Origin of the sequence: Nostoc sp., assembly GCF_036917635.1 — a bacterium.
Lineage (GTDB): Bacteria > Cyanobacteriota > Cyanobacteriia > Cyanobacteriales > Nostocaceae > Nostoc.
Genome location: NZ_JBALCW010000058.1, coordinates 44,492 through 59,283, shown reverse-complemented (window position 1 = coordinate 59,283; position 14,792 = coordinate 44,492). Strand labels below are relative to the sequence as shown.

Sequence of the window (14,792 nt, the reverse complement as noted above, 5' to 3'; positions counted from 1 at the left end):
CAAGCAATGCAGAGGTAGCAATGGCGACTGAACGCATTGCTGAACAAAAAGCCTCTGGGGAAGTGAATAAAGCATCCTTAGAAAGAGAACTTCAAGCACTTATAAAGCAGAAAATTGAAACCGAAAAACAATTAGAGCGTGATACTAGCGAATTCAAGCAAGCTGAAATTGACCTGAAGCAAACTACTATTACCGCTACAGCAGACGGGATTATTTCCAAGCTAAATTTGAGAAACCCCGGTCAAACTCTGCACGCAGGTGAAGAAGTTGTCCAAATTGTTCCTAGTCATGCACCTTTAGTTATCAAAGCAGCTGTCGGTTCTGAGGAAAAAGGTAAGATAAAAGTCGGTCAAAAAGTGCAAATGCGAGTAACAGCTTGTCCTTATCCTGATTACGGTACTCTCAATGGCGTTATCAAAGCGATCGCTCCAGATGCTATTAGTTCGCAAAAAAACGATGCAAACTCTGATACAAATTCTATCCCCAGAGCAACTGCTGTAGGCGCTTTTTACGAAGTCACAATTCAACCAGAGAAACTTGCTTTAGGTCGCAGTACAAAGAAATGTCAAATTCAATTGGGTATGGATGGCAGAGTTGATATTATTACCCGCGAAGAAACTGTACTGCAATTCTTGCTCCGCAAGGCAAGATTAATGACGGATTTTTGATGTTGACCTCAGGAGACAGATTTATGTTCATGCAGAATTTTAATATGCATGTTTTTTGGTGGATTTTGGTTTCTAGCGTCAATATTTTACTTTTAGTTATTTTTTACGAAACAATATATTTGACGGGCAATATGTTGTAGAACCACCGCCAGAAATTGCTCGCCGTCAACTATCAGTAAGGGTAGCAGCAGTGCGAATCAAACTTGATTGGCAGAAAACCCCTAGATTTGACGATTTTTGTCTGGCAGGGAGGAGTGTAAATGTTCGCTTTATCGAGTCAAAGTCCTCCCCTTTTTAGCAATTTATGCATTTAATTTTTACTAGTTTGACATTAGGGACTTCCAAATAAAAAAATACCCAATCTTATTGGGTATTTTATTTGTGCCGATTATTCATCCGCTTTTTCGGCTCAGTTTACCCAACTAAATTATGACGACTGACGCCTGTATTCTGTTTGATAAATATAACTACAACACCACTTGCAACTATACCGAAAGCAGAAGGAATAAATGGCAACCATAGCCCTTGTTTTAAAAGAGCGATCGCACAAACTCCATATAAAGTGACAACTATCACAAAGATAGTGTATCCCTTATGTGAGAGCGATCGCACCCGCCAAATAATCAAACTCCCAACTACAGACCAGCCGCATATCCAGAGAATATCACCCCAGTAAGGCAAAACCCAAAGAATTGGACGTTGGTCTAAAACTGCACTCAAAACTTGGCTAACCATTTGTGCTTGTATAAATATCCCTGGTATTTCTTGGTAATCTTGCTGTGCAGTACTGTAGAGAGTTGACCAAGTATCGCTGACTGTATTAGCCGTCACTCCAATGATAACTACCTTATCTTTAAGTGATTTATGATCAAATTTATCACTCAATACATCATCAAGGGAAACTCTCTGATAATCTGTATTACGGTAATTGATAAGTATTTGATTTCCACCTAAATCAACTCCTTGTTGATAGCCACCACTGCGACTATGTTTTAAGCGTTTAAATACTTTAGAGCCAAACTGTACATAATCTTCATTAAATTTAGGTTGAATATTTTCGTAAGATAAGTAACGAGCAACTAATTGCAACGAGAGCGAATAAGGCGTTGTACAAGTCGAAGAAGGCTCTTGTGACATCATCAAAATTTGGCGACGGATGATACCATCTGGGTCTTGAATTGCATCGGTAAAACCCTGACCTCCTATAGATACGTCTTTCGGAGGTTTAACACCTTGAGGGTCATATTTACTATCGCGGCTTTTGCAGACAACAACAACATTATTTTTATTAAGTTCAGTCGAAAGTTGTATTAAATTTGATTTATTTGGGGGGTCAGCGAAGTCTCTATAAATATCCAGTCCAACAACTCGCGGTTGATACTTTTGTAACTTGTTGAGCAATTTAGCTAACGTCCTATCCGAAATGGATTTCATTCCTTTAGTCGTCTCTTGTCGTGATTGAATATCTTTTTCAGTAATTTCTACAATTATCAACCTTGGATCTGGGTTTTCCTTAGGTCGTAACCGTAGCATTTGATCAAAACTTTGCAGTTCGATTTTCTCAAAGATTCCCAAGTATCTCAAACCTACTGTTGAAATAGCCACAATAAAAGTACTAAGCAGTACAGTCCAAAGTTTCAATTTTGGTGTCTCAATTTTACCTTTTGTCGAAACTTCATCTACAACTTTAGTATCAACATTACCACACAGTTCTTGCCACGTAGTAGGAACAGTTGTAGGATTTTGACAGATGACTGGCAACCAACTGGCACAAGGAAATTCATTTTCCAGTCCTTGAAGTCTTTCTCGCGCTTCTCGCACAGCCAAGTAAAATGGTTTGTTATCTGCAAAGGCGGTAAGAAAGTTTTTTAAAAATTCCTGCGCTATTAAATCTGGCACTCCTTCCCGCATTACAATCATTTGGGGAATGTTTAAATCAGCTAAATTTCGTCCTAAACCAATTCCGTCACAAGAATTGAAAATTGCCAGTTTCAAACCGCGTCTAATTGCTGTTTTAAGTCCATTTTTTAACTGCGAAATTGTTAAATTTTCTGTTTGATTGATGCAAATTTTCCCTATCTCTCCGTCAGCGAGACTATTGCTATGTCCGGCAAAAAAGAGAATATCCCAATCGTGATTCCATAGATACTCATCAAGTGTTTGCCGTGTTGGTTCTACAATAAAGGTAGTTTTAGCATCTGTTAAACCTTGTAATAAAGAGGCATCTTTATCAATATCAATACCAACTCTATTGCCTAGAATTGCTAAAATTTTGACTTTACCTGTAGGAGATTTTTGTAATAGTTGAGGGGATTCATACTCATGATTGCTTAAAGCTAATTCCGCTTTCGGGTAATCTTCAAAAAAATGCCACAGATGCCAAGGCAAGCGATGCAGTATAACTATATTTGTTTCAATAATTACTCTAATTTCATCATTACGACTGAGTAGAGTTCGCAACTGCCGCTCAATATTCTGAAATGACTCAAATTTTAACCAAGCATTAATATTGGCTTGTAGCTGTTCACACACTTCATCGAAGTCATTGACAGAAATATTGGTTATGTCTTGCGAATGTACTTTTATCCGGTGATTGCTAACCAGCCGTTGATGAACTGCTGCGTAGAGTAACTGCCATCTGCGGTACAGTTCGCTTAGTTCTGGTGCTGGTGGTAGACTCCCTGTTAATTTCACGGGTACAAATTGGTTATGACACCAAAGTTGAGCCGTGACAACAGGAAATCCTTGATTTAAATCTCCTCCCAAGAAGCTGAAGACAACTAGCTTACTCATAAGTTAAGTGAACCTTGCCATTCTTGATTAACTTGTTTACTAATGAATGTTAGTTCGACTCCGCTGTGCGCGGCTGTTAGAAAACCTGTTCAGTATAATTCTTAATAACTAAATCACAAAATTTTCTGTAATCTGACAACTATCAAGAGCAACCTGGATGCTAAAACATTCTCCCACTTCTCCATCAAAAAGTTTCAATTGCACATATATATCTTGAATTCTTGCTTGTACTTGTTGAAGTATTTCCCCTTGTTCTGAAAGTAAAACTAGCTTGATATTAACAGGTAAGTAAAGTTGATTACAAACTGGATGTAGCTGCACGCGAATACTAACTTGTTGGTTAGCTTCTGGTATTAAGGCAACTAATAAAATAACTTTTTGAGCCTCTATTTCCATTCCCAAGTCAATTAACTTGGCGCGTTTGATAGCGGCAGCATTTAACCCGAAAGAAGTACGGAAATTAAAAGCTAGGCTACTGGAGTTTGGCTCAAAAAAAGTCTCTATAGCTTGCCAAGAAGCATCGTAAATCTGCTCCAGCCAACGACTGAGATCCACGCGTACTTGTGAAAATTGCGTTCGCAGCCTTTGTTGGTACAAACGCTGCCGCCACTGCTCATTCTTTAGTAGCGCTCCCCAAGTTGTAAATGGTACTGCAAGTCTAGGAAATGTTACAGAATAATTACTTAAGCGTTGCACAAGATTTTCTGCTTGAGCAGCCGATAATTCTGGTAGTGGAGCGATGTTTGCTTTCATCTCCTCTGTTCCACAAAATTGGTAGGTCATCCAAAAAGCATTAAGGTCTTTAATTAAGTGCCGTGCATCTATACAATAAGTCTTATCTACTTGGTCATAGTCTGCCAGTGATTTAAGTTTACTATGGGTTATGTAGCCCCAAATTCTTACCCACTCGCCATCTGGTGTGACTTGCACTGCTAAATAATAGTCTGCTGCCCAACTGGGAATGTCTACCCATTCTTGAGGAACTTCTAACTCCCTATCATCAATTGCCTCGCTGGGAATTAAAACGACTCGCTTTTCCTTTAACAAAATTGCTGTGCCATTGACAAATTCCCAAAAAGCAGGAATACCAGGGGAACTGTTCCAGATACTTGCTTCTGGAACATATTCAGCTTTTACCCAATTCAAAAACCCATGAAGGCAAATTTGATTCATGTAAGCACGCCAGCGACTGCTAGGTGTGGCGTATATTTGGCATTCTTGCCAAGAAATTGTCTGTAATGATGGTGATATTTCTAACAATAGTTCCTGCGGTTCTGTAAAAGCAGAAGTCATTTTTACTACCTCATCTTTCATAACGTCAGCGAGATTCCCCATATTTAACTTTCAACCATTCTTCCAAAGCACTACTCATATCATTAACTAGGTTGGAAGTCACAGAAATATTAAGCGTGTCTTGACTCCATTGGCTCAACGCTGCTAGCATTAATTCTCTAGCTTTGAAGAGTCGGCGAGAAACAGTAGGCTGACTCATTTGTAGGCGTTCTACAATCTGTGGCTGAGTCAACCCCTGTTGGTAGTAAAGTTTAAGTATTTCCTGAGTTTTTGCTTCAAAACCTTGTAAAGTTTTTAACAAAAAACCTTCAATCTGAGATTGTTGATTTTGTTGATTTTGGGCATCCTCTTGGGCTATCATCTGAGCAATTAATGAGTCAGAGAATGGATCTGGCAAATCAAAAGTTGTTGTATCATCTTCTGATATCGCTAAATTTAGAGAACTAACAGGTGGATACAAATAACCACGCACGTACATAGCTGCTTGGGTTAACCACTGTTCAATTTTCTCTCTCGTGCATTGTGGACTAGGTTGAGTTAAGTGATTTTGGCGTTCACGGTTGTAGAGGTTGACAATAGCTCCCCAAAGTTGGGGTTCTGGTTCTGGTAATGACTTTGTGCCACCTGGTTGGTTTTGAACATACAGTTCTTTGAAACAAGTCCAAGCTAGTCGATATTGGGCTATTAGAATAGGTGATAATCCAGCTTGAGCAAGAGCTTCTAATAACTGCTTTTTGCTTACTTTGCGTAATAATCCCCAATTTGTGCAAATATCAGCTTCTTTGCGTTGGCGTAAAATATCTTTTAGCCGACTGGGAACTGCCATAGTAGCATAGGCTTTGAAGCTAGAGCATTTTTCTAGATTAAAATTTTTGAGAATTGTTTCAATTTCAGCATTCGCTATTTGAAAATAATCTGCTAGGCTATGTTGACTATTTGTAAATTTGGCAATTGTTTTTTTAGCAGCCCAATAATTTGGTTCCTGTAAATAAGCAGATAAATGCATTCTAGCAAGGCTATTAGATTCCTCTCGCCAGCACTTGTGCCAATGTAACGCCCAAAAATTTTCTGAGTTAGGGACCAATGGTGAAGACTCCAAGCAATTTTGAATATTTCGATGCAGTTTGATATCAATCAACCATTTGCTGAATCTGTCTCCTTCTAAGTCAACGAAGGTTGAGAACATCAGGGTAATTTTTTGACGAGGACGCATAAGCAGTTTACAAAAATTTAGGTTATTCAGTACTTTTTATGCTAAACTAATAATTAGAATGCCAATTTAATAAGCATCTTATTATAAAATTATTAAAGTTTGTCAACCCATAAGCTGAACGCTTAATTAGTTTAAGTTTGTTATTGATGCCTTTTTTGCGGAACGCTACGCGAACAACAGCAACACTTGTTGTCCTATTATCAAAGTAAGCTACTATTTGATTAAACCATCGGATAAGAGTATTGTTACTATCTTAGTCTTTTAATTCATGCATTAATTTTAGGCTAGGAGATACACCTTTAACCTTAATAAGTTTATTTTTTTTATTTTCGTTTAAATGTGGCTCATTTTTTAAGTAAAACATATTTAGTTTTATTTAATCCTTCTAATATTTGCTCCTGTTTGAATTTTTTTTGATGTCTTTGAATTTTATTAACTTTTGTGTATTTCGTCTTCCTCTTTTTTTCTGTGTATCTAATTCCTTATTTATCGGAACCATAATGTGAAATCTATAATATTATTAGTGGAATTGGTTTTGGTGAGTAGGTAGGCAAGATAAAACCAAACTATGTAACGAAAAGTAAAATCTCTGTATTTGGCTCGTAGTTGCGCCCTCTTGCGCTTTAGGGCAACTACGAGCCAGTGATGATTATTTGCGGCCACTTACTTATCTTAGTTTCTCTACAAGTCCCTAACGCCTCTTGGTCTCTTCGTTTAAGAAAGATAACTTAATCCGCCGACTTTCACGCGATAATGGCACTAAAACTGGCGCTTGACTTTGAGCATTGCTTTCTTTAAAGCTTTCCACTATCTTAGATATTTGTGCAATTGTCGGTGCTTCAAATACGCTACGCAAAGGTAACTCTACACGCAAGGCATCGCGCACTCTAGAGACAAGCTGAGTTGCCAGTAATGAATGACCACCTAATTCAAAGAAATTGTCATAAATTCCTACGCGTTTAAGTCCCAAAACCTCAGCAAAAATTTTCACCAGCACTTGTTCAACAGGAGTCCGAGGTGCAATGTAATTTTCAGATAATTGGGGCTTAATTGCATCATAGAATGCTCTTAAAGCGCGGCGATTGATTTTACCATTAGCAGTTAGAGGTAAAGATTCTAATATTACAAAAGCTGATGGCATCATGTAATCAGGCAGTTTTTGGGCTGCATAAGTCTGCAACTGCGGCACTAATTTACGCGCAGCTTTGGCTTGTAAGGGATTATTGGCGTAAGATTGTAAGGGATGAGAGTTAGCCGTGTTATGTGGAAAAGTAGTTCTCTTACCTATTCTATCTTGTCGTAAAAAAACCACATCATAGCGTCCTTCAATACTTAAATCTGACCAGGTAATTTCAATTCTATAAGGTACATCCAGTGTATAAAAATCTTCTGGCTCTACTCCTAAATTTTCGATTTCTTGCAAAGCTTTATGCATTTGTCCTACAGTTTTAAAGCCTTCTACATCTGATAGCCATTCTGCTATTTTAACTGCTGCCATTACTCGCGCATTAGGCACATTGTTAATAGATAATCTTTCTGGTTGATTTTCAATTAAGAACTGATGCACTGCTGACACTGTTAAATTATCTTCACACCAGTTTAACATTGAAGATTTTCCAATACTATTAATAGTTTCATCACCAATATGAAGAATCACATTGTATCGAAATTGAGTTAATTCATTACAATGGCGTCCCCGCAGCAGTTGAATTTCTGCATGGCTAATCTGGGGAAAGTATTGCTTTATTGCACTAAAAAAAGCTGGGTCAATCACCAACTCTGTTTCTTGGAAAATTTGCATTTTAACCCGTTGCTGCAACTCGTAACGGGTGAGGGAAGGTTCAGCTTGATAGAGTTGCACTGACGCATGAAAAGCTTGCAATAGTGGCAAATTACGCACATCTCCTATGAAAATAAAGCCACCCGGAGCAGTCGCCCTCACAGCACCTTCTAATACACGAATCAGATAATCAATAGTAGGAAAATATTGTACAACTGAGTTGAGAATTACTGCATCAAAAGCTGCTGTTTCTACTTTATCGAAGTCAAGAGCCATTTGCTGATACAGCTTTACTTGGGGTATTTTTTGCTTTTCTAACTGCTGCTGAATATAGTTAAGTGAAACTGGGGAAAAGTCTGTTCCCCAATATTTAGTGCAGTGAGGTGCAATTCTGAACAGAATTAAACCTGTTCCACAACCAATTTCTAACACTTGCTTGGGTTGTAAAGCTAAAATTTGTGCTACTTGGTTATTCACCCACTCATGCATCTGCTCTATTGGAATAGGCTGATTTGTGTAACTACTGTTCCAGCCGATAAAATTGGATGTTGGATGTGAATCAGCAGCAGGTTGATTATAAGTTTCGTTATAGAGCATCTGCCATTGCAAAACCTGCTCATTCTGCAATTGCATTAATTGCACATTCTCCTGCTCACTGCTGTATTCAGCTTTCGGTATCACATAAGCTACTAGGCGTTTTTCCTCTTCATCCTCACGACTTATTACTACAGTTTGCTGTACTGCTGGATGCTGAGTTAGCACTGCTTCAATTTCGCCTAACTCAATTCGGTAGCCACGAATTTTTACCTGCTCGTCGAGGCGGCCTAAAAACTCAATGTTGCCATCTACTCGATAGCGAACTAAATCACCTGTTTTATAAAGTCGGGCTTTTAACTTATTAGTAAAACTATGAGAAATGAAGCATTCAGCAGTTAAATCAGGACGGTTTAAATAACCTCGTGCCAATCCATCACTACTTATATATAACTCTCCTGACACGCCAATGGGTATTAGTTGTAAATGTTTATCTAGTATGTAAACTTGGGTGTTGGCGATCGCACCACCAATTGCAGGTGCTAAATTATCTTTATTCTTAACAGAAATATGACCAGAAGTTGTAACAACTGTGTTCTCTGTAGGCCCATAATTATTATATACTTGGAAACGGTGGGAAGCTAAAGGATATTGATTTAGTTTGTCTCCACCTGTAAGTAATATTCGGAAAACGGCATCTTCAGGAAAATCTAATAATAGAACCTTTTCTGCTATAGGTGTTGGTAAGAAAGAAATTGTGATTTTTTGCGATATTAACCAATCTCGGAGATATTCAGGCGATCGCCTGATTTCATCATCTACAATATAGATACTTGCTCCAGCACTAAGGTAAGGCCAAATTTCCCAGCCACAAGCATCAAAGGCAACCCCGGCTATCTGCGTTACTCGGTCAAGAGATGAAACTGTAAAAGCTTTTTGATGCCAAAAAACCAGATTTAATAATCCTCTATGTTCAATTTGCACGCCTTTAGGTTTTCCTGTTGAGCCAGAGGTATAAATAACATAAGCAAGGTTGTCTGCTGCAACTTCGCTATGAAGATTATCTTCAATCTCTTGAGCAATAATTTTACAATCTCTATCTAAACAGATTATATTTGAATTACTATTTTGCAAACGTTCAAGCCATCGCTCGTGAGTTAATAAAACTGAGACTTGAGCATCTTCAAGCATAAAGTTTAAACGTTCAGATGGATAGCTTGGATCTAAAGGTACATAAGCTCCACCTGCTTTCAAAATGCCCAACATCCCGATTACCATATCAAAAGAGCGTTCTACACATAGTCCTACTAAAACTTCGGTTTTAACTCCTAATTTTTTTAGATAATGTGCAAGTTTATTACTACGTATATTTAACTCTTTATAGCTGAGTTTTTCATCGCCAAATACTAGTGCGACCGCATTAGGATTCTGTTCTAAAACACTCTCAAATAACTGAAAAATACACCTATCTTGAGGATAATCTAATTGAGTATTATTCCATCCAACTAATAAATTATGTAGCTCAGATTTGCTTAAAAGTGGTAATTGGGCAATTCGTTGTTCTGGATTTGCAACTATACCCTCAAGCAATGTTTGGAAATGTCCTAACATCCTGGTGATAGTAGCGTCATCAAATAAATCAGTGCTGTAAACTACAAAACCACTAATTCCTTCTGAGCTATCTACCCATAAACCATTTTGAATATTTGCCTCCCAGAGGTGGAACTCCAAATCAAAGCGTGTTGTATGCGTATCAAATGGTAACGGGCTTAAAGTTAAACCAGTTAACTCTAATGCTGACATAGGCGCATTTTGCAGGGCAAACACCACTTGAAATAGCGGATTTTGATTCAAATTACGCTCTGGATGCAGTTCCTCTACGAGTTTTTCAAAAGGCAAATCTTGATGAGCATAAGCCCCTAAAGCTACCTCTTTGACTCGACTTAATAATTCTCGAAAAGTTGGGTTTCCTGATAGGTCGCTACGCAATACTAAGCTATTGACAAAAAAACCAATTAATCCCTCAATTTCACTACGGTTACGATTGGCAATAGGTGAACCAATTACAATATCTTCTTGTTGTGTGTAGCGGTAAAGTAAAACTTTAAATGCTGCTAGTAGGGTTATAAACAAAGTTACCCCTTCTTGCTGTCCGAGAGCTAAAAGTGCTTCGCTCAAACTTTTTGATAATTGCAGAGGTTGCCTTGCACCCTGGTAAGTTTGAACAGCTAGTCTTGGCCTGTCGGTTGGCAGATTTAATATAGATATACCGTCTAATTGCTTTTGCCAGTAATTAAGTTGCTTTTCTAATACTTCCCCCTGCAACCATTGGCGTTGCCAGTATGCAAAGTCTGCATATTGGATTGTAAGTTTTGGCAGAAAAGAAGGCTGATTGCAAGCATTGGCTGTGTAAAGTGCTGCTATCTCTTGAATCAGCACTCCAATAGACCAACCATCAGAAACAATGTGGTGCATATTCAGCAGCAGGATGTATTGTGTCTCATCCAACCGCAGCAGTTTTGCTTGCAGCAACAAATCAGTTGATAAATTGAAAGGATGTTGAGCTGCTTGGTTAGTGAGTTGTCGTGCTTGTATTTCTCGTTCGGCTTGTGGCAGTTGCCGTAAATCTATTATTGGTAAAGTAATAGTTAGCGCCGGATTAATTAGCTGAACTGGTTGCCCTGACTGGATGACAAAATTGGTGCGTAAAGCTTCGTGTCGTCGCACAATTTCGTTAAAACTTTGCTCTAGCGCGGCTTTATTTAACGAACCTGTTAAATGTAGTGCTACTGGAATGTTATAGAAAGGATTATTAGGGATTAATTGGTCAAGAAACCACAGCCGTTGTTGAGCAAAGGAGAGGGGAAGATTTTCCGACCGTGAAATAGGTACCAGAGGTCTAAAGCTCTGCTTATTAGTACGATTAGTTGCTTTTAAAAATTCAATAATTTCTGCTTTCCGCTCTTGAATTGCTGCACGCACTTCTAGTGTAAGAGTTCCTTCAGGCGCGTTACAACGAAACTTTTCACCATCAATAAAAATTTTAATATCTAAGCTGCGAAGATAAGACAATAGCTCAACTGTATTCAAAATTACACCCCTTTGGAACAGTTGTTATTTAATAAAAAGCAGGAGGCAGAAGGAATATTGTTTGTTAATAATTATTTTTGCCACTTTAGACTGTTTATCAACTAACCCAGCATTTTTATCACACTTACAACAATGTATAAATCATTCTTGGGAGTGAAAGTTGGATGATTCTAACTATGGTATGAAGCTAAAAGCAGTTAACAAGGTATAATAAGGTTTAGGTTTATGATATTCATGCCTCATAATTTTCTAGTTGTATGGCTGGTTCAACTGCTGTCTGTTGGGGTACTTGGCGGGGGAATCTATATTTTCTATGAGTGGTACGAACGAGAACTTGTAGGAACATCCTACTTAGTGGCTGGACTAGTAATGGTTCTGTGGACTTTTGGAGGTCGTTTTATCAGTTTGCCGCTGCTGCGCCGTCCTGGAGCGGAAGAACCCAACTTTATGCGAGGCAAAACCGTGCAGCGTTTGCTACGTCCAGATGGGAGCGTGTTACAAGTAGAGTTTTTTGGCCCTGAAGATGGTCAACCAATTATTTTCTCACATGGTTGGGGACCAAACAGTACTATATGGTATTATGCCAAGCGACAATTGAGCGATCGCTTCCGAATAATTGTTTGGGATCTACCAGGGTTAGGAAAATCCGCCAAACCGAAAAACAACGATCACTCTATAGAAAAATATGCCCGTGACTTGGAAGCTGTAATTGCCATAGCAGGGGATAAACCTGTTATCTTGTTGGGGCATAGCATGGGTGGGATGATTAACCTGACATTTTGTCGCCTGTTTCCAGAGCAATTAGGGAGTCGGGTGGCTGGCTTAATTCTTGTAGATACTACTTACACCAATCCGGTAAAAACTTGTATCTTTAGCAATCTGGTACGTAAATTGCAGAAACCGTTACTCGAACCTGTGTTGTACCTGACTATCGTGTTGTGGCCTATTTTTTGGTTGATGACTTGGCTCTCGTATTTCAATGGCTCGCTGTATATCACCGTCGAACTATCTGGATTTACGGGTACTGAAACACGCGGTCAACTAAATTTTGCAGCTTTCTTATCAGCATTGGGTTCGCCTGGTGTTCTGGCTCGTGGCACACTGGGAATGTTGAAGTTCGACGAAACAGACACACTTGCAAGTATTAATGTGCCTGTATTGGTAATGTGTGGGGCTTCAGATATAGCAACTAAACCTGTGGCGAGCGATCGCATGAAAGCAGAATTACCTTACTCTGAAAGAGTCACCCTAAAACCAGGTGGACACATGGCATTGATGGAACAAAACCAACAGTTTGCCGAAGCAGTCAGCACGTTTTGCGCTGGCTGCTCATAGCTCCCTGAATCACACATTTAGCATCCATCAAAAAATATTGCTCTAGGGACTTGCAAATAAAAAAATACCCAAAAAACTCTTTCCTCTTTATTCCTCTGTGTTCTCTGTGTCTAATAAGGTTCGTTTATTTGAGTAATTTATTTCTTGGAAGTCCCTTAGTGTTGACATTTTCGTGTTTCGCGCAGTCTGTAGCAACTTCCGCCTTAAGAGTAAGAACTTCCACTTTTTCTGTAGCAACTTCTGCTTTAACCCCAGTTTTGCAGTTTATTTAATCCGCATTGCTTAGTACCTTTTGATTACTTCCAAAGTAGAGGTCGCTTAATTCTTCCAAAAAAACATCGGTCTGCAATTCTGGATTACGGAAGTAGGGATGGATGGGAAGGAGTTCAGCCCGAGGCCGGCTTTCTGGTGAAGACAGAATCTGCTCAAGCAAAGTCAAATAGTTTTCAGCAGTAGACTCCCAAGTGTACTTTTTCAGCACCCGTTGCTGACCAGCTTGGGCAAAATACTCCCACTCCTGAGCATCACATAGCAACCGCTCCAATCCCCGGGCAATATCAGCAGGGTCTTCTGGGTCAACGAGTACGCCATATTCCTTATTTCCCTGTCGAAAGCTCTCGCTCGGGCCACCGTTCTTAGTTGCTACCACTGGTAAACCTGCAACTGCTGCTTCTAAGGGAGCAAGCCCAAAGGGTTCGTAGAGTGCGGTCAGCGCAAATACTGAGCGCCGTTTTACCATAAACCGATAGGCTGCTGCTAGTGACTCTTGAGACTGATCTGACAAGCCAAAGGCACTCACCTTGCCCCCCAAGTCGTTTTCTTTGACTACTTCCCGAATCGGAGCCAATACCTCTTCAGCCATGCCATCACTACTTTCCTCTCGTAAAGGATCGTCCAGCCCCCCTGTAATTAGCATCAAGTTAGCTCGTTCCTGAAGTGTTGGACTCATTGCGAAGGCTTGCACTAGCCCCAATATGTTTTTTTTCGGCTCTAATCGACTGGATGCTATAATGACGGGCAAATCTCGACGAGCTTCTGCAATGTCCCGTGCTAATCGCTCCTGAATCAACTCTTGGGTAGCTTCCTCATTTTCCGAACGGGCCTTTGCACCGAAAATCGAGAAATCTGCTCCCGGTGGAATCACTGCAAAGCGGTTGTCGTCGTCTACATCCACTGCACCACTATACACTTGATGAGAATACTGTTCAAAGCGTTCTTGTCGTGTACTGGTGATATTAATAGCCGAGTGATTCATGCTCAAGCGTTCGGCTAAAATGCGATATCTGAAATTAAATTGCTCGTCTATCCCTGTGAGATTTTCTGGGGTGGCTTCCAGTTTGTCGATCTTTTGAGCGCCGAGAGAATGAGCAGTAAAGGTAAAAGGTATGCCTGTCTCCTCTTCAATTAGAACGGCACACATTCCTCCATCGCCGTAGTGAGCAGTCATAGCATCGGGTAAGCCACCTTCGTGTTGATAAAATTTCAAGATGTTGGGTATCCAATCAGCGACCAGATGAGGCCATAACAACTCTTTAGAGAGAAATTCTTTTGACCCAGCTGGTAAGCGGATAATGCGGACGTTATCGATCCCTGGATAAGTGTCAATTGCTTCGGCAAACTCTGGCCACTCTGGGTCAATAATTTGACGGGTAATAATATCAACTTTATGACCCATTTGAGCTATAGCTATGGCGACTTGTTTAACGTAGATTAGCTGACCCCCGAAATCTGGGTGTTTCGTGATGTGGCTATTGGGTGAATCAAAATTGCCTTGAGGGTTGAGAAATCCAATGTGCATCGCCCACTTCCTAATACAGGTTGATTTCTACTAGAGATTTTTGCCTGAAGACGGCAGCATAAAAGCTTAGTGAGCTTGTTAAAAACTCCCAAGGCTGGAAAACGCAGGCAGTGAGGCTGTATATAAACCAAATCTTAGTTGAGAACCGTAGTTTTCACCCTCTCCCTAAATCCCTCTCCCAAATCTGGGAGAAGGAGTTTGAAATTCTGGTTCGCCGAATCCCAAATCTGGGATTCGGGGTTGGGGGATGAGGGCAAATCCTTTTCATCATCGAAGAACTATAGGTTT

At 39.7% G+C, this 14,792-nt stretch carries 7 protein-coding genes and 1 pseudogene; 2 read left to right on the top strand and 6 right to left on the bottom strand.

The window, feature by feature from the left end:
* Positions 1 to 668: HlyD family efflux transporter periplasmic adaptor subunit (locus tag V7K32_RS15330; protein WP_334994600.1), on the top strand; the 668-nt coding region annotated here is incomplete at its 5' end.
* A 414-nt stretch (positions 669 to 1,082) separates the two neighbouring features.
* Here the strand turns inward: V7K32_RS15330 and V7K32_RS15325 are convergent.
* The 5 genes and pseudogenes from V7K32_RS15325 to V7K32_RS15305 form a co-directional block, all read right to left on the bottom strand.
* Positions 1,083 to 3,461, bottom strand: coding sequence for a CHASE2 domain-containing protein (locus V7K32_RS15325; protein WP_334994598.1), 2,379 nt, complete (start codon positions 3,459 to 3,461; stop codon positions 1,083 to 1,085).
* A 108-nt stretch (positions 3,462 to 3,569) separates the two neighbouring features.
* Positions 3,570 to 4,754 carry a DUF1822 family protein gene (locus V7K32_RS15320; RefSeq protein WP_334994596.1) on the bottom strand — a complete coding sequence of 395 codons (1,185 nt, stop codon included), beginning with the start codon at positions 4,752 to 4,754 and terminating at the stop codon, positions 3,570 to 3,572.
* A 25-nt stretch (positions 4,755 to 4,779) separates the two neighbouring features.
* Positions 4,780 to 5,967: a sigma-70 family RNA polymerase sigma factor gene (locus V7K32_RS15315; protein WP_334994594.1), complete on the bottom strand. Its 1,188-nt coding sequence runs from the start codon at positions 5,965 to 5,967 to the stop codon at positions 4,780 to 4,782.
* A 46-nt stretch (positions 5,968 to 6,013) separates the two neighbouring features.
* Positions 6,014 to 6,368, bottom strand: a pseudogene (locus V7K32_RS28785) (transposase); the annotation flags it as partial.
* A gap of 290 nt (positions 6,369 to 6,658) precedes the next feature.
* Positions 6,659 to 11,371 carry an amino acid adenylation domain-containing protein gene (locus V7K32_RS15305; RefSeq protein ID WP_334994592.1) on the bottom strand — a complete coding sequence of 1,571 codons (4,713 nt, stop codon included), beginning with the start codon at positions 11,369 to 11,371 and terminating at the stop codon, positions 6,659 to 6,661.
* Between the two features lie 234 nt (positions 11,372 to 11,605).
* On the opposite strand from V7K32_RS15305, the gene V7K32_RS15300 reads away from it, so the two are divergent.
* Entirely contained in the window at positions 11,606 to 12,706 is a 1,101-nt protein-coding gene (locus tag V7K32_RS15300) for an alpha/beta fold hydrolase (RefSeq protein ID WP_334994590.1), read from the top strand.
* 268 nt (positions 12,707 to 12,974) lie between these two features.
* Here the strand turns inward: V7K32_RS15300 and V7K32_RS15295 are convergent, their stop codons facing one another.
* Positions 12,975 to 14,504, bottom strand: coding sequence for a glycosyltransferase (locus V7K32_RS15295; protein WP_334994588.1), 1,530 nt, complete (start codon positions 14,502 to 14,504; stop codon positions 12,975 to 12,977).
* Between the last annotated feature and the right edge of the window lie 288 nt (positions 14,505 to 14,792).